The 16,785-nt window shown below is 43.8% G+C and carries 12 protein-coding genes and 1 riboswitch; of the genes, 5 read left to right on the top strand and 7 right to left on the bottom strand.

What is annotated here, in order from left to right:
• Positions 1–97 precede the first annotated feature (97 nt).
• From DWW86_RS04350 to DWW86_RS04335, 4 genes are all read left to right on the top strand, one after another.
• Positions 98–1,150, top strand: a complete 1,053-nt coding sequence (locus DWW86_RS04350; RefSeq protein ID WP_117942395.1) for an AraC family transcriptional regulator — start codon at positions 98–100, stop codon at positions 1,148–1,150.
• Positions 1,151–1,168: 18 nt separating this feature from the next.
• Positions 1,169–2,527, top strand: coding sequence for an MATE family efflux transporter (locus DWW86_RS04345; RefSeq protein ID WP_353652670.1), 1,359 nt, complete (start codon positions 1,169–1,171; stop codon positions 2,525–2,527).
• 158 nt (positions 2,528–2,685) lie between these two features.
• On the top strand, positions 2,686–4,290 hold the full coding sequence (pckA, locus tag DWW86_RS04340; protein ID WP_117942394.1) for a phosphoenolpyruvate carboxykinase (ATP): 1,605 nt from the start codon (positions 2,686–2,688) through the stop codon (positions 4,288–4,290).
• A gap of 79 nt (positions 4,291–4,369) precedes the next feature.
• Positions 4,370–5,986: an alpha-amylase family glycosyl hydrolase gene (locus DWW86_RS04335; protein WP_117942393.1), complete on the top strand. Its 1,617-nt coding sequence runs from the start codon at positions 4,370–4,372 to the stop codon at positions 5,984–5,986.
• 95 nt (positions 5,987–6,081) lie between these two features.
• On the opposite strand, the gene DWW86_RS04330 is transcribed toward DWW86_RS04335, so the two are convergent.
• The 5 genes from DWW86_RS04330 to DWW86_RS04310 all read right to left on the bottom strand — a co-directional run bounded on the left by DWW86_RS04330 (position 6,082) and on the right by DWW86_RS04310 (position 13,430).
• Positions 6,082–6,708, bottom strand: coding sequence for an ECF transporter S component (locus DWW86_RS04330; RefSeq protein ID WP_117942392.1), 627 nt, complete (start codon positions 6,706–6,708; stop codon positions 6,082–6,084).
• A 13-nt stretch (positions 6,709–6,721) separates the two neighbouring features.
• Positions 6,722–7,705: a nucleoside hydrolase gene (locus DWW86_RS04325; protein WP_117942391.1), complete on the bottom strand. Its 984-nt coding sequence runs from the start codon at positions 7,703–7,705 to the stop codon at positions 6,722–6,724.
• 76 nt (positions 7,706–7,781) lie between these two features.
• Positions 7,782–7,826: riboswitch (PreQ1 riboswitch) on the bottom strand.
• Positions 7,827–7,961: 135 nt separating this feature from the next.
• Positions 7,962–9,446 (bottom strand): AAA family ATPase, encoded by a 1,485-nt coding sequence (locus tag DWW86_RS04320; RefSeq protein ID WP_117942390.1) that lies wholly within the window; start codon positions 9,444–9,446, stop codon positions 7,962–7,964.
• 20 nt (positions 9,447–9,466) lie between these two features.
• Positions 9,467–11,170, bottom strand: a complete 1,704-nt coding sequence (gene ade, locus DWW86_RS04315; RefSeq protein ID WP_117942389.1) for an adenine deaminase — start codon at positions 11,168–11,170, stop codon at positions 9,467–9,469.
• 70 nt (positions 11,171–11,240) lie between these two features.
• Positions 11,241–13,430 carry a DNA topoisomerase III gene (locus tag DWW86_RS04310; protein WP_117942388.1) on the bottom strand — a complete coding sequence of 730 codons (2,190 nt, stop codon included), beginning with the start codon at positions 13,428–13,430 and terminating at the stop codon, positions 11,241–11,243.
• Between the two features lie 167 nt (positions 13,431–13,597).
• Here DWW86_RS04310 and DWW86_RS04305 point away from each other — a divergent pair, with 167 nt between their 5' ends.
• Entirely contained in the window at positions 13,598–14,521 is a 924-nt protein-coding gene (locus DWW86_RS04305) for a diacylglycerol/lipid kinase family protein (protein WP_117942387.1), read from the top strand.
• Positions 14,522–14,577: 56 nt separating this feature from the next.
• Here DWW86_RS04305 and DWW86_RS04300 read toward each other — a convergent pair whose 3' ends face one another.
• Complete coding sequence (locus tag DWW86_RS04300) at positions 14,578–15,591, bottom strand: glycosyltransferase family 2 protein (RefSeq protein WP_117942386.1); 1,014 nt, start codon at positions 15,589–15,591, stop codon at positions 14,578–14,580.
• Positions 15,588–16,646: an A/G-specific adenine glycosylase gene (gene mutY, locus DWW86_RS04295; protein WP_072523127.1), complete on the bottom strand. Its 1,059-nt coding sequence runs from the start codon at positions 16,644–16,646 to the stop codon at positions 15,588–15,590. The genes DWW86_RS04300 and mutY overlap by 4 nt, the downstream gene beginning before the upstream one ends.
• Positions 16,647–16,785: the final 139 nt, after the last annotated feature.

The following is a 16,785-nucleotide window of genomic DNA, read 5'->3' as shown; positions in this document are numbered from 1 at the left end:
CGATTCAGATGATGCTATACTGAAAATATCGAATTGCGAAACGAGATCTATTATATAAAGAAATAATTCTGATCTATCAATATTTTGAGGGGCATTTATGAAACTTACAAGAGAGGATTTTCGAAATTATATTAAAGACTATAATGATGACGAAATTTTTTACAGAGATTTATATTTTCAGGAAAAAAATCATCCGGAAACTTTTCATGACTACTGTCTGAATCTGGACCGGCAATTTATTTCCAACCACCGTCTTTTCGTTCCGGAGCTTCAAAAAGAAGCATGGTACCCCTATATGCAAGAAAAAGACCTCTTCGGTGATCTGACCGGAAATATCATGTTCTCAAAGCATTACCGGTATACACCGATATTTGATCATGAGCATGAGTTTTTTGAAATCATCTGCGTATATAACGGAACTGCCCATACAACAATCCAGGGAATGGCTCATGAACTCCATACCGGAGATATCTGCATCATACCGCCTCATACCACGCACAGTATCGGAATTTTTGATGACAGTCTCGCTTTTAATATTCTGGTCCGTGGCTCTACTTTCCAGTCCACTTTTTTCCAGTCATTGACTGCCGACAGTGCACTTGCCCATTTTTTTGCACATGTACTTTATCGTAAGACTGAGGGAAATTATCTGATTTTCCATACTTTCGATGATATCCTCATCCGTGATATGCTGGAAAATCTTTATATCGAATATCTCGGGCATGAAAAATACAGCTACACCTTCCTGAATTCCATGCTGATCATGTTCTGGGCAATGCTTCTTCGCTATCACGAAAACGAGATTGAGTCCATTCTCACAAAAGATACCGGAAGCGGCTCTATGACAGAAATTCTGAATTATCTGAATCATCATTATCAGAATGCTACTCTTGGAAGCACCGCGGAACATTTTGGCTACAGTACTTCGCATTTCAGTACACTGATAAAGGAAGGAACCGGCCAGACTTTTCTTCAGATCATCCGTGACATTAAGCTGAACCAGGCATGCCGCGCGCTCCGTGAAACCAAACTCAGCAACCACGCGATCTGTGATCTGGTCGGCTATGAATCACCGGAACATTTTATGCGGACTTTTAAGAAAGCCTACGGGATCACTCCGGGTGAATACCGCAAAAAACATAAAATTTAATTTATTATTGAGGTTTATATGATACGTGAAAATACAAAAAAGAAAACCCGTTCCATTGAGATGGTAACGGGTTCTTTGTGGAAAAATATTCTTTTCTTCAGCATTCCGCTGATGTGCTCCCAGCTTCTGGAGGTCATGTTCAATTTAAGCGATGTTGCTGTTGTCGGACATTTTGCCGATTACAAAGCACTCGGTGCTGTTGGTTCCACTACACTTCTGGTCACCTTGTTTACCGGATTTCTGATCGGTATGGGCAGTGGTGTCAATGTCCGCGTCGCGCACGCGCTTGGTGCAAAAAATCACGAAAATACCGTAGAGACCATACAGACTTCTCTTTTTCTCTGTACATTGATCGGGCTTCTGATCGGAACAGTCTGTTTCTTCTTTTCAGGAGGAATGCTCCGACTTTTAAATACAAAAGATGATCTGATCGATCAGGCTTCACTCTACCTTCGGATTTATGCTCTCTGTATGCCGGCAATGGGAATCTATAATTTCGGTAATGGTGTTTTGAGTGCCCGTGGCGAAACGAAGCGACCGCTTTATTATCTCGCGATTGCCGGTGTGTTAAACGTACTTCTGAACCTGTTTTTTGTCATTGTATTTCATATGGCGGCTGCAGGTGTGGCAACTGCAACTGCGATTGCCCAGTATGTTTCTGCAGGTCTTATCATGATTCATCTCGTACGGCGAAAAGATGAATGTCATGTTTCCTTAAAAAATATCCAATTTCACAGAGATGCGGGTGTCCAGGTACTGATGATCGGTATTCCCGCCGGAATCCAGAGCGCAGTTTTCGCCATTGCCAATCTTTTTGTACAGGCAGGGGTTAACTCCTTTAATACTATTACAGTCTCCGGAAATGCAGCCGCCACCAATGCGGATTCATTGATTTTTAACGTGTTATATGCTTTTTATACAGGCTGTTCCAGTTTCATGAGTCAGAATTACGGTGCCAGAAACAAAAAAAGAGTTTTAAAAAGCTATTTTGTCTGCCTTTTTTACTCTTTCTTTACCAGTGTCCTTCTGGGTGTGTTGCTGTTTGTTTTTGGTCATCAGTTTCTTTCATTGTTTGCCACTGACGCGGCAGTCATCGATGCCGGCATGCAGAGGATACGGATCATGGCTTTTTCCTATGCTGTATCCGTATTTATGGACTGCACAACTGCAGCATCACGTGGAATCGGCAAAACGATTGTCCCGACCATTATCATACTCCTCGGTTCCTGTGCATTCCGTATCATATGGATCTACACGATCTTTGCCTGGATTCATACCATTCCGTCACTTTATCTGCTGTATGTTTTTTCGTGGCTTATCACTTCAACCGCAGAAATCATTTATTTTATTATCAGCTATCGGAAACTGAAATGTTAAATAATTGTCATTTTTTTAAATTTTCATTGTTTTTTTATTGCTTTTATTGATGAATTATGTATAATTAACTCTATGGGAAGTAGGAGCATTCTACTTCTTAAAGGTTAAAGAAAGCCAGCGTGTAGATGGCTCTATTAAAGAAGAGAGGTAAATGTAAGATGGCAAAAATCGATTTAACTAAGTATGGCATCACCGGTACAACTGAAATTGTGTACAATCCTTCTTACGAAGTTTTATTCGAAGAAGAGACCAAAGCAGGTCTTGAAGGATTTGAAGTAGGCCAGGAAACAGAACTTGGCGCTGTTAACGTAATGACTGGTATCTACACAGGACGTTCCCCAAAAGACAAATACATCGTTATGGATGAAAATTCCAAAGATACTGTTTGGTGGACTTCTGATGAATACAAGAACGACAACCATCCTGCAACACAGGAAGCTTGGGCAGCTTGTAAAGAACTTGCCAAGAAAGAACTTTCCAACAAGAAACTTTTCGTAGTTGACGCATTCTGCGGTGCTAACGCTGATACTCGTATGGCTATCCGTTTCATCGTTGAAGTTGCATGGCAGGCACACTTTGTTACAAACATGTTCATCCAGCCAACAGCTGAAGAACTGGAAACATTTGAGCCGGATTTCGTTGTATACAATGCTTCCAAAGCAAAAGTTACAAACTACAAAGAACTTGGCCTGAACTCTGAAACAGCTGTAATGTTCAACATTACATCCAAAGAGCAGGTTATCATCAACACATGGTACGGCGGAGAAATGAAGAAAGGTATGTTCTCTATGATGAACTACTTCCTTCCACTGAAAGGCATCGCAGCTATGCACTGCTCCGCTAACACAGATATGAATGGTGAAAACACCGCTATCTTCTTCGGACTTTCCGGAACAGGTAAAACAACTCTTTCCACAGACCCGAAACGTCTCCTGATCGGTGATGACGAACACGGCTGGGATGACAACGGTGTATTCAACTTCGAAGGCGGATGCTACGCTAAGGTTATCAACCTTGACAAAGAATCTGAGCCGGACATCTACAATGCAATCAAACGTAACGCTCTTCTTGAGAACGTAACAGTTGATGCAAACGGTAAGATCGATTTCGCTGATAAGAGCGTAACAGAAAACACTCGTGTTTCCTACCCGATCGACCACATCGAAAAAATCGTTCGCCCGATTTCTTCTGCACCGGCAGCTAAGAACGTAATCTTCCTGTCCGCAGATGCATTCGGTGTACTGCCGCCAGTATCTATCCTGACAGAAGCTCAGACACAGTACTACTTCCTGTCCGGATTCACAGCTAAACTTGCCGGTACAGAGCGTGGAATCACAGAGCCTACACCTACATTCTCTGCTTGCTTCGGTCAGGCATTCCTTGAACTGCATCCGACCAAATATGCAGAAGAACTTGTTAAGAAAATGGAAAAGAGCGGAGCAAAAGCTTACCTCGTTAATACAGGATGGAACGGAACAGGCAAACGTATCTCCATCAAAGATACCCGTGGTATCATCGATGCTATCCTGAGCGGAGCCATTCTGAACGCTCCTACAAAGACAATTCCATACTTCAACTTCGAAGTTCCTACAGAACTCCCGGGTGTTGATGCAGGAATCCTTGATCCACGTGACACATATGCAGATGCTGCACAGTGGGAAGAAAAAGCAAAAGATCTTGCTGCAAGATTCGTTAAGAACTTTGTTAAATACGAAGGAAATGCTGCTGGTAAAGCACTTGTTGCTGCTGGTCCTCAGGCATAATTTCATAATTGAAAGCAATTTCAGGGGCTGCCGTTTAACGACAGCCCCATAATTTTATATGAAACGAGATGATAACAACATGAGTTGGTACAACGAAGCTATTTTTTATCACATTTATCCGCTTGGTCTTTCCGGAGCACCGAAGCAGAACGACTACAGTACACCGGTGCATCGCCTGAACACTCTTCTTCCATGGATTGACCATATTAAAGCAATCGGCTGCACTGCCCTGTACATCGGGCCTCTTTTTGAAAGTGTCGGACATGGTTATGAAACAACCGATTACAAAAAACTGGATTCCCGTCTTGGAACCAACGAAGATCTGACAACTTTTGTAAAAGTCTGCCACGAAAAAGGAATCAAAGTTATTTTTGACGGTGTATTCAACCATACCGGACGTGATTTTTTCGCCTTTAAAGATATCCAGAAAAACAGGGAGCATTCGCCATATCTTAACTGGTACTGCAATGTCAATTTCTATGGAAACAACGAATACAATGATGGATTTTCCTATGACAACTGGGGTGGATATAATCTGCTCGTCAAACTTAACCAGCGCAATCCGGATGTTCAGAATTATATCTGTGATGTGATCCGTTACTGGGTTTCTGAATTTGATGTAGATGGCATCCGTCTTGATGCTGCCGATGTCCTTGATTTTGATTTTATGCGTATGCTCCGTCGTACTGCTGAAGAAGTCAAGCCGGATTTCTGGCTGATGGGCGAGGTTATCCACGGTGATTACAGCCGCTGGGTAAACGGCGAGACGCTGCACAGTGTCACGAACTACGCGCTTCACAAGGCACTCTACAGCGGTCATAATGACCACAACTATTTTGAGATTGCCCATACGGTCAAATATTTACAGAATATGGGAAATCTCGATCTTTATAATTTTGTGGACAATCATGATGTCGAGCGAATTTATACAAAACTGTCCAATAAAGCGCACTTTACACCGGTTCATATTTTGCTCTATACTCTTCCGGGAGTTCCGAGTATTTATTATGGTTCCGAGTTCGGAATTGAGGGCCGCAAGGAGCGTTCTTCTGATGACAGTCTCCGCCCTGCCCTTTCACTTGATAATTATGAAACTGCTCTGGGAGATAATCCATGTACTGCCCTCGTTGCAGCTCTCGGACAGATCAGACAGCACACACCTGCATTAAGTTACGGAAGCTATGCAGAACTGCACCTTACAAACCGTCAGTTTGCATTTGCACGTGATCTGAACGATGTGCGTGTCGTTGTAACAGTCAATAACGATGACAATGCTGCTTCCATGGATCTTCCTGCTGGAAATGCTGTGGAATACATCGGTGCACTGTCCGGTCAGAAAGTCGCTGTACAGGATGGCCGTATCAATGTAACTGTTCCGGCAAACAGTGGCGAGATCTGGGTACCTGCCGGCGATATGCCTGAGTATAAACCATTTAAGGTTGAGATTTCGGTGAACGAGGAAACAGTAACAGATGAAGAATCCATACCGGCTGATTCTGAAGCACCATCCTCCGCCACAGAACCGGTTCATTTCGATCCGAACAAGTCGCCGGAAGACATGTCTGTTGCAGAATTACAGGCAGCCATCCTTGCCAAAATGGCAAACAACGGTCCGGTTAGCGATCAGATGAAGAAAACTGTCAATGAAAACATCTGGCATGATTCCCTTGTCAACTGGTTAAAGAGTTTCCGTTGATATTCTTTCCTTTTTGAGGCAATGCAAAAAAAAGAGCTGCGTACCACCGCGAGATCATAATCTCGTCAGGTACGACAGCTCTTATTTTATAATTTTTACGCTCTGTTATGCACACTTCCCGTCAGTCGCTGTTTCATTTCTCCACTGAGCATAGTCACAAATACACTGACTACAAAAACTGCGATGCAGCGATCAAGATAATCGGTCAGGAACTGAACTACAAAAATGCTTCCGGTCAGGCCAAGTGGTGTATGTGAAAGAAGCTGCACCAGAATTGAAGATCCGGAAGAAGTAACTCCGCCAAACAGCACTGCGTTGATTACAGAACTTACCACTGTTCCCGGGACAGTGATCATTGCAGCTGCCGCCAGCACTTTTACTCTCTTTACGGACAGTTTGCGAAATACAAGACCACTCATAATACCGGTGATCATTCCTACCGGCGCAAAATACAGAGAATAAATATCGACTGTCATTCCCATGAAGATTCCGCTGATCAGATTTGGAAGCATTCCAAACCATGGTCCCAGAAGTGCACCGGTCAGAATCGTACCAATGCTGTCCAGATAAACCGGAAGTTTCAGCAGAAGTGCGATCTGTCCTCCGGCAATATTAATTCCAACTGCCAGCGCTACCAGACAGATCTGATAGGCATTGATCTTGCTGCCGGCAGTATTTTTCTTTGTGTTATTTACGTTGTTCGCTTCCATGTTTGCGCTCATTTTTCTTCCCCTTTCACAGTTCATGCAGAAGTTTTAAGTCCTCGTCGTTCCATTTGCTGCCATCTTCTTTCTTAAGCACACGTACCATAAAGAAGCGGAAAAACTTCTCCGGATCCGTCTCTGTAAGAATATGACTGTTCGGTTCTTTTTTCCAGAAATCCATAGAATCTACTACCGTCTGTCCACGACAGATACCATCGGTTGCAACGGCTGTAAAGCTGTCAAATCCACTGCACATTGACCTGTCAATGAAATATGCCACTGCAAGTGGATCATTGATCACGCATCCGATGATGCCTTCCTGCACCCAGTGAAAATCCATATAAAATCCTGTGATCTTGCGGATGAACTCACCATTTTCTTTGTCGAGGCGGCACATATATTCCAGACGATTCGGTGTCAGCACGATTTCTCTGGTGACATCCAGACCAATCATATGAATGATATTGCCTTCTTTTTCAAAAAGATCATATACAATGGCAGCCGCATCCGGGTCACACCAGTAATTGTACTCTGCTACCGGTGAACAGTTTCCGTGACTTCTGAAATTGCCTCCCATAGAAACCAGCTCTTCCACATTTCGGATAAGGTGTGGCTTCTTCGAAAATACTTTTGCAAGATTTGTCATCGGACCAAGAGCAATGATCGAGATCTTTTCTTTTTCCAGAATCTCTGTCAGAAAATCCACCGCACTCTGCTTCTCACATCCGCTGGAAACTTCCGGGAGAAAGCTTTCCCCAAGTCCATCCATACCATGTGTATCACGTGCATCTATATATTCTTCCCGAAGTGGTGCATCTTCTCCGATATAGACCGGAATATCCAGTCTGTTTAACTGTTTGAGGACTTTTTTTGCATTGACTGCGCCCATATCAGAAGGTACATTGCCTGATACAGTCGTAATCGCCATGATTTCCAGCTCCGGAGAATTGACCGCAAGCATGATGGCAAGTGCGTCATCGATTCCCGGATCACAGTCTATAATAATTTTGCGCATAAAAAAACTTCCAACCTTTCCCTTTTCTATGTAAAAATCCTCCACAGAAAAGGTATCAACGATCGGAAGATACCTGAATGACCTAGTTTTTTATACTGGGAGGGTTTCGAACCAGTTATTTAATTTCTATGAAACTTTCTGTAGTATAACAAAAGAATTCCCGAAATGCAAGTCTATTTTGTAAAACAATCCTACATTCCGGGCATTTAGTTACTGTTCACAGATAGTATCCTGTGAACAGTAACAGCGTTTATTCTTATTCAAACAGTTTCTTTACCATCTCTGCATCAAATGTTACAGAAGATACATGATTGACTTCAATCTGATACAGTGCATTTGCTGCAATGTGCTCAGCCGCCTGTTCAAGATCACGGATACCGGTCGTATCGGCAAACTGCTCAATGACTGCATCCAGACCGTCCGGTGCCACCACACACTCTTCCGCTTCCAGGCTCATTCGTTTCAGGACTTTCGGAAGAGCAAATTTCGAAAAGATCACTTTCTTTTCTTCTGCTGTGTAATCCGGAAGTTCAATAACCGCAAAACGGGACATTAACGGCGCACTGATCTGTGCCTTGTCATTTGCTGTGGCGATCGGATATACACCGACGGTCGGAACCATACATTCCATATAGTTGTCTGTAAATCCGAGATTGTCAAGAAGCGTCAGAAGGACATCGGCCGGGTTGCCGTTTCCTTTGCCATTCGTCGCCTTGTCAAGCTCATTGATGATAAATACCAGATTTGATTCACCCGCCATAGAAAAAGCTTCCATGATGATACCCGGCTTTGCATTTGCATAAACACGGGAACTTCCTGTCAGCTGCTCTGGATCGTTGATAGAACTCATGTCAAGTGTTGTCCATGGAAGTTTCAGAATACGTGCCACAGCATAGGCGATCTGGGACTTACCGGTACCTGCCGGTCCTACGAGAAGCAGACCATATGCCGGAAGGGTGTGTGTACGGTTGATCTGGATGATCGTCTCAATGATTCTCTGTTTTACTTTTTCCATTCCATAGAGTTCTTCGTCGAGAATGCGGCGTGCCTCTACCGGATCAATGGATTCGAAATAATTGTTTTTCCACTGAATGTTCATCATAATGGACAGAGCTCTCTGTGCATGTCTCCGCTCTTCCTGCGAAACTTCATGAGAGCGTGCCACTGCAAGGTTTCTTCTTGCCCAGAGGCGGATGTTGTCCGGCATGGTTCTTCCGGCACAGGTCATAAAGTCCGTAATACTCTGTATACTGGTGAGTTTCATATCGTCACCATCTTCATCTTCCTCATCGTTTTCCGGAAGTTCCGTCGGTGCATTACTTGCAAGAAGTCGTTCGATCATAAACTGCAGGAATCCATCCTCTGCTGAAAGCTTCGTTCCGCCTCCAAATGCTGTCTCACGAATCTTATAAACCGCATAACCCCCTTCATTATTCTGTCCCGATAATCGTACACTGATATGATTTTCGCCAAGCCATTTTACGAGGCTCACAAAACGTGCATCAATCTTTAAGATATCTGCCGGAAACACGCCATCATCCTCTTTAAACTCGAAGGATGATTTCTGGTTTGGATTGGAAAATACACCACAGGAATGATGTTTCCACTGACGGTTTCTGTTCTCAATAACCAAAATCGGTTTTTCTGCTGAAGGTACTTTTTCATTGGACTGGAACGTCGTATAAGTACATTCCGGATCTTTCTTCTCCGTTTTTGTATTGCTGAAATCAAATACTGGCATAATAAACTGTTACTCCTCTTTTAGTATTTATAAAATTCACCTGCACATACATCATAGATGCCTCGCGGTGTAATACGAATCTCCGGAATGACCGGAAGCGCCATAAATGACAGTGTGATAAATGGTGCGATTCCATCCGGTACACCCATTTCATGGGCTTTTTCAATCATTCTTTTCAGTTTGATGTGACTATACCGGAAACCGGCATCACTCATCAATCCCATCACCGGTAATTCCAGTGTATCAAAAATCTCATGATCTGCCACCAGTGTATAACCGCCCTGTGTACGGATCAGTTCCTGTACCGCAAGTGCCATATCCTGATCATTGTCACCGATCACGATAATGTTGTGAGAATCATGTGAAACACTGGACGCAATTGCTCCGCCTCGGATTCCGAATCCACTTACAATACCCACTCCCGTTTTGCCGGTTGCTTTGTGACGCTCGATCACCGCAATTTTCTGATAATCCTCATCTGCCCGGAACACACCCGGTCCGTCAAATAGCTGTGCCTTTTTACGGACAGTTGTAATCTCACCTTCCTGAATTCCGATTACATGGAAACTTCCGTCTGGTGATTCCAGTGTCAGATCATCTACTGCAAAGTTCCCGACATGAACTGTATTTTTTAATTCGACCGGACATTCTCTTACCGTAATCTCGCTGTCCTGATCAATTCTCTGTCCATTATAATAGACATCATGAATTGTCATATTTTCAAGATCATCCAGCACCAGAAGATCCGCCTGATATCCTGTTGCAACTGCGCCAAGTCTTCTGAGACCATAACATTTCGCGGAATTGATCGTCGCCATGCAAATCGCATCAATCGGGTTCATCCCAAGCTTTATTGCCTTGCGTACATTATGATCGATATGTCCTTCTTTTTCAATATCTTCGATATGTTTATCATCGGTACAGAAGCAGAAGCCTTCTCCGTTCATCTGATGCCTGACAATTCCGGATACGATTGCTTTGAGATTTCTTGCCGCACTGCCCTCACGGATATGTACTGTCATTCCGCAGCGCCGCTCCCGCATTGCATAGTCAAAATCCGAACACTCATGATCTGTCGTGATTCCTGCCATCACATAAGCCTGCAGATCTGCTTCTGCCAGAAACGGTGCATGTCCGTCTCTCACTCTTTCTCTGAACAGATCCAGTTTGCTGTGCATGGCTTCATCAGCAGTTACCACCGATATATAGTCCATTACTTCGCCCAGTCCAAGTATCCTTCTGTTGTTAAGATACGGTACCATATCCTGTGCAGTAATGGTACATCCATTGTCGTCAATTGCAGTTGCCGGTACACACGACGGCATCATCACAAATACATTTGCCTCTACATCTTCTGTCTGATTCAGGATATAATCAATGCCCTTTAAACCGGACACATTTGCAGATTCATGCGGATCCACAATAAACGTCGTTGTCCCATGGCGGGCAGCCACTGTTACAAGCTCTGCCGGTGTCACAAGAGTTGATTCCAGATGCAGATGACTGTCGATCAGTCCCGGACAGACGTACCTGCCTTCCAGATCAATTTCTCTTTTTCCTTCGTAACTTCCGATTCCTGAAATCAGACCATCTTCTATCGCAATATCCCCTTTCAGGATCTCTCTGGTAAAAACATTCACAATACGGGCATTTTTCAGTACAAGTTCTGCTTTTTCCAGTCCACGGGTAACTTCTGAACATTTTTGATACTTCTGTAACTTCATAAGCCCACTCTCCTTTTATTCTGCTTTACCTTGTTTTTAAATTCTGCCAGTGCTTTATGCACCTGATTTCTCAATCCAGCTTAATGCCTGCCAGCGCCTGTGCAAATGCATTATTTACTGGCTCTGCCGCCTCTTTTTGCTGCTTTTTCAAATATTTCTGCACGTCTCTTTTATTTACGCCTGCGCCTTCTTTTGCACGTCTTGCCTGGAAGGAAGAAAGCTTTTCTTTATAGCCACATGCACATACGAAAGTTTCTTCTTTTCCTTTGACCAGCATCTCCATACGTTTGTGGCACTTCGGACAGCGCGCATTGGTCGTACGGGAAATAGTCTCTCTGTATCCACATTCTCTGTCCTGGCATACCAGCATCTTACTGTTTTTACCATTTACTGCAAGAAGACGTTTTCCACAGTTCGGACAGATTTTATTTGTCAGATTGTCGTGACGGAATGTACCTGTTCCTGTCTTTATCTCACCAACAATTTCTTCCGTATATTCCCGGATTCCGTCAAGAAATACTTTTTGCTTCAGCTTTCCCTTTGAAATATCGGAAAGTTTCTTTTCCCAGTCTGCTGTCAGCTCCGGTTTCTTCAAGTCTTCCGGTACCAGTTCCAGAAGCTGTTTTGCCTTCGATGTCAGATAAATCTCATTTCCACGTTTTTCCATAAGGAATGTGTGAAATAGTTTCTCAATGATATCGGCTCTTGTAGCAACAGTGCCAAGTCCGCCGGTCTCTCCCAGCGTCTTTGCCGCCTGTGAGTCTTTCGTCGACATATATTTTACCGGATTTTCCATCGCAGCAAGAAGTGTTGCCTCGGTAAAATGTGCCGGTGGTTTTGTCTTGCCGTTAGTGAGCCTTACACTGTCTATATGGATTTTTTCTCCTTGACGGAACACAGGAAGTTTCTGATCTTTCAGTGCATTGTCCTCCATATCTTCTTCCTGCATGCCCTCCTCATAGACAGCTTTCCATCCGGCTCTTATAACTGTTTTTCCGTTTGCTGCAAAAGTCTGTCCTGCTGCCTTTGCTTCAAGAGAAGTCTGCTCATATTCAAATGCAGGATAAAGCACACTCAAGAACCGACGCACGACCATATCATATATTTTGCGTTCTTCATTCGTCATATGATCGAGCTGTACAAACTGTTCCGTCGGAATGATTGCATGATGGTCACTGACCTTTTTATCATCCACAAAGCTTCCGTTTGTCTGAATCGGTTTGCTGATCAGTACTCCGGCAAGCTTTCTGTACGGGCCTGTTCCACAGGCTTTCAGACGTTCTTTAATCGTCGGTACAACATCCTTTCCGATATAACGTGAATCCGTTCGCGGATATGTAAGTACCTTATGATTTTCATAAAGCCGCTGCATAATATTCAGAGTTTCTTTTGCGGAAAATCCGTATTTCTGATTTGCCTCTCTCTGAAGCGTCGTCAGATCATACAGACCTGATGCATATGTTTTCTTCGGTTTCTTTGCTACAGAGGTGATTTCCAGTACACCGTCTGAAATATTTTTGCGTATGTCTTCTGCACGGTCTTTCTGGAATGTACGGTAACTGCCACTTCTGGTGTCTTTCCATGTCCACTGTATGCCACCCGCCTGCAGAGTAACACCATAATATTCTTCCGGCTGGAATTTACGGATCTCCTCTTCTCTTCTTGCAATGATCGCCAGTGTCGGTGTCTGCACTCTTCCGCAGGAAAGCTGGGCATTGTGCCTGCATGTCAGCGCTCTCGTGCCATTGATACCAACCAGCCAGTCAGCTTCTGCTCTGGCTACCGCTGCGCGATAAAGATTATCATATTCTCTGCCGTCTTTCAGATTATGGAACCCATCACGGATTGCCTTATCTGTCACAGAGGAGATCCAGAGACGACGGATCGGTTTGCGGCATCCGGATTTATCCAGAATCCAGCGCGCCACAAGCTCACCTTCTCTGCCAGCATCTGTAGCAATAATGATATCCCCGATATCCTTTCGAAACAGTTGAGCTTTAACTGCCTGATATTGTTTGGAGGTCTGACGGATGACCACAAGTTTCATCTTCTCCGGCATCATCGGCAGAGTCTCCATATCCCATTTCACATATTTCTTATCATATTCCTCAGGATCTGCAAGCGTCACAAGATGTCCAAGTGCCCATGTCACCACGTATTCTTTTCCCTCCAGGATTCCGTTTCCCTTCTGGTTACAGTGGAGAACTCTCGCAATATCCCGTGCTACAGATGGTTTCTCCGCAATTACCAATGACTTCATAGATGTTCCTCTTTCTCAAGTTGATATTTTCTGAATTTTCTTTGATGTGAGTATAACATATCCCAACAAAAAAAGGAAGATAAGCACTCAATGATAATAAATGCCTGAAATATTTGTAAATTTCTGTCGGTCATGCTATGATAAACAGGAACATAAGGGAGGAAATTATGTATTATTTTATCGTAAATCCTAATTCCCGCTCCGGAAAAGGTGCCCTGATCTGGAAAGGACTCGAAGGCATCTTAAATGAGCGAAATGTTGAATATAAAACATTTTTTACAGAATACAGAGGACATGCCGTTCTTCTGTCTGAGTCCATTACTTCCGATGCTGCCCCGGAAAACCCGGTAACCCTCATTGCAGTCGGAGGAGACGGCACGATTCAGGAAGTATTAAGCGGCGTACACGATCTGTCATATATTACTTTCGGCTATATCCCTACCGGATCCGGAAATGATTTCTGCCGCGGAATGAAACTTCCAACAGAACCCACCGAGGCACTTAATCTGATTCTTTCCGACTGCCGGCCTCATCCGATGGATGTTCCGATACTCACCTGCAGTACGGGAAGCAGCCACTTTGCGATAAGCTGCGGAATCGGCTTCGATGCCGGAGTATGCCATGAAGTCAGCGTCACACCGCTGAAAAAAATTCTTAACCGTATCGGGCTCGGAAAGCTGGTCTACCTTTTTGTCGCACTGAAACAGCTTCTTTTTCTAACTCCTTCTCCTATGACACTCGTCATGGATGATAACAATGTACAGCAGTTTTCCAAAGTATATTTCACCGCAGTCATGAATCAGAAGTACGAAGGCGGCGGTTTTAAGTTCTGCCCGAATGCCAGTCCGTCTGACGGATATCTCGATGTCATCGTAGTCGATGGCTTAAGCAAGCCCAAAGTCCTGTGTTGTCTTCCGACAGCATTTTTCGGAAAACACACGATTTTTCATGGTATCCACATTTTCCGCTGTAAAAAAATAGATATCCACAGTGACCTCGCACTGCCAGTGCACAAAGACGGAGAATCCGCCGGAATCCTGAAAGATTTTTCCGTATCCATCGGCTCCAGGCAGGTGCGCATGATCTCATAATTTCCTATTACATAAAAAACTTCTGCCGGTCACTCAGCAGAAGTTTTATTTTGATTTTAGTTAAATCCGTAGAATTTCTGACATATTTTATACGCAGCCACAAACATCTTACGTCCGCCTCTTCCCGGCAGATTTGCCGCACGTCCGAGGATGCTGTAACGCAATTTGTGATAAAGCCACAGATCCTGCTCACGGATATAATCCAGCAATCCTCTTTTCTTATCAAGGGCTTCCTGTGTACCTGCACGAACCAGCATAATAGAAGAAACTGTCGTGATGATGTCCAGATAACTCAACATATATTTCTTCACATATTTATTGTCAAACTGACAATTATGGAAGATATCTGTCATCAGTTTGTTTACTCTGATCTGTTGGTCGATTCTTTTTATCATTACCTTTTCGTTTACAGACTGGTCATCTCTTCCGATAAAGTAACGATAAAAATTCACATCCAGATAATACATTTTCTTCACAAACGGAAGCGGCTCAAATGCAAAGATATTATCCACATAGAATGTATGCTTCGGAAGCTCCATTCCACATTCATGCAGGAGTTTGGTACGGTAAATAATCGAATGCATCAAAAGGTATTTTCCCTTCGACATATGCACGCTGTCCCATCCGAAAATCTCATTTACCGGCAGGCAATGACGGTACTGCATAACTTTCTTGCGGGCTGCACCCTGCTTCTCATAAACAAAATTGCTGATCAGCATATCTACTGTCTCCGGTCCACGCACGAGTTCTCCCAGTGTATGCAGAATCTTTGCATAAGCTTCTTCATTTACCCAGTCATCGCTGTCTACAACCTTGAAATAAAGGCCTGTGGCATTACGGATGCCGGCATTGACAGCTTCTCCATGTCCGCCGTTTTCCTGATGGACAGCCTTAATAATCGTCGGATATTTCTCTGCATATGTATCTGCGATCTCTGCAGTACGGTCGGAAGATCCGTCATTTACTACAAGAATCTCCACATCTTCTCCACCCTTTAAAAGAGACTCGATACATTTTTCCATATATGCTTCTGAATTATAACAGGGAATTGCAATACTCAGTAATTTCATTTTCCTGGTTTCTCCTTCATGTATTTTATATATGCCCGGAAAGCAGACGGTATCGCATACTGCTTTTCAGACTGTTTCTTTTCTATAAAAATAAATGGTGCTTCCTTTCGTTCCTCCAGTGAAGATACATGGATACGATAACCAATCATTCTCCATTCAATGTGAGAAAAAATATGCTTCGCCTCAGGCAGTACTTCGATATGAAGCGGCTCCAGATTCATCTCTTTTACCTTCTGAAGTGCTTCATCCATACTCAGATGACCTTCGACATTCGGCAGTTCATAAAGCCCTGCAAGAAGCCCCTCCTGTGGTCGTTTGCGAATTGCAGTGCACTCTCCGTCCTGAATCACAAGAACCGTTTTGTTTTCGATGGTTCGCTTTTTCTTTGGTGCTTTTACCGGAAGTTCATCAACCGTGCCATGATGATACGCCTTACACAATGCTGCAACCGGACATTCCATACACCGCGCCGGTCCGTTGGGTACACACACCACTGCTCCAAGTTCCATCAGTGCCTGATTAAAATCTCCGGGAGCATCTTTCGGCATAATCCCCAGCAGTTTCTCTTCGACCTGACTGCGAACAGATTGTTTCATGATATCCTGACGGTCTTCGGTGATCCTCGAAAAAACACGAAGGACATTTCCATCGACTGCCGGAACCGGAATATCATAAGCAATCGATGCGATCGCGCCTGCGGTGTAACTGCCGATTCCCTTTAAGGCGAGCAGCTCATCATAAGATGCCGGCAAAACGCCTCCGTATTCTGCGACAACGACCTGCGCTGCGCTCTGCATATTCCTTACTCGATTATAATATCCAAGTCCCTCCCACAGCTTCATAAGCTTCTCTTCGGGACACTCTGCAAGAGCCTTCACATCCGGGAGTTCTCCGATAAAACGGAGAAAATACGGCTTTACAGCTTCTACTCTGGTCTGCTGAAGCATAATCTCCGACACCCAAGTATAATAAGCATTCTTCTGATCTCTCCACGGAAGGATCCGTTTATTTTGTCTGTACCAGCTTATAAGCGGCTGTACAATCTCATTTAGCATAAAATCCTCCGGATCTGATGGAATATTGTTACTGTAAACAATGCCAGATTATTTTTCAATACTGCTTAAGTATAACATAAATCCTGCCAAAAGACAGTTGATTTTTTTTATTATAACAGATAGAATATCAGACATGGTA

The sequence above is a fragment of the Ruminococcus sp. AF17-22AC genome (genome assembly GCF_003460065.1).
Lineage (GTDB): Bacteria > Bacillota > Clostridia > Lachnospirales > Lachnospiraceae > Blautia_A.
The sequence above is the reverse complement of the archived record's forward strand: the minus strand, read 5'-3'. Positions and strand labels throughout refer to the sequence as shown.

Bases quoted from the DNA above. Each gene is read 5' to 3' on its own strand.
- pckA (WP_117942394.1), top strand. From the start codon at position 2,686: ATGGCAAAAATCGATTTAACTAAGTATGGCATCACCGGTACAACTGAA.
- DWW86_RS04345 (WP_353652670.1), top strand. From the start codon at position 1,169: ATGATACGTGAAAATACAAAAAAGAAAACCCGTTCCATTGAGATGGTA.
- DWW86_RS04305 (WP_117942387.1), top strand. From the start codon at position 13,598: ATGTATTATTTTATCGTAAATCCTAATTCCCGCTCCGGAAAAGGTGCC.
- DWW86_RS04320 (WP_117942390.1), bottom strand. From the start codon at position 9,446: ATGCCAGTATTTGATTTCAGCAATACAAAAACGGAGAAGAAAGATCCG.
- DWW86_RS04300 (WP_117942386.1), bottom strand. From the start codon at position 15,591: ATGAAATTACTGAGTATTGCAATTCCCTGTTATAATTCAGAAGCATAT.
- DWW86_RS04350 (WP_117942395.1), top strand. From the start codon at position 98: ATGAAACTTACAAGAGAGGATTTTCGAAATTATATTAAAGACTATAAT.
- DWW86_RS04335 (WP_117942393.1), top strand. From the start codon at position 4,370: ATGAGTTGGTACAACGAAGCTATTTTTTATCACATTTATCCGCTTGGT.
- DWW86_RS04325 (WP_117942391.1), bottom strand. From the start codon at position 7,705: ATGCGCAAAATTATTATAGACTGTGATCCGGGAATCGATGACGCACTT.
- ade (WP_117942389.1), bottom strand. From the start codon at position 11,170: ATGAAGTTACAGAAGTATCAAAAATGTTCAGAAGTTACCCGTGGACTG.
- DWW86_RS04310 (WP_117942388.1), bottom strand. From the start codon at position 13,430: ATGAAGTCATTGGTAATTGCGGAGAAACCATCTGTAGCACGGGATATT.
- DWW86_RS04330 (WP_117942392.1), bottom strand. From the start codon at position 6,708: ATGAGCGCAAACATGGAAGCGAACAACGTAAATAACACAAAGAAAAAT.
- mutY (WP_072523127.1), bottom strand. From the start codon at position 16,646: ATGCTAAATGAGATTGTACAGCCGCTTATAAGCTGGTACAGACAAAAT.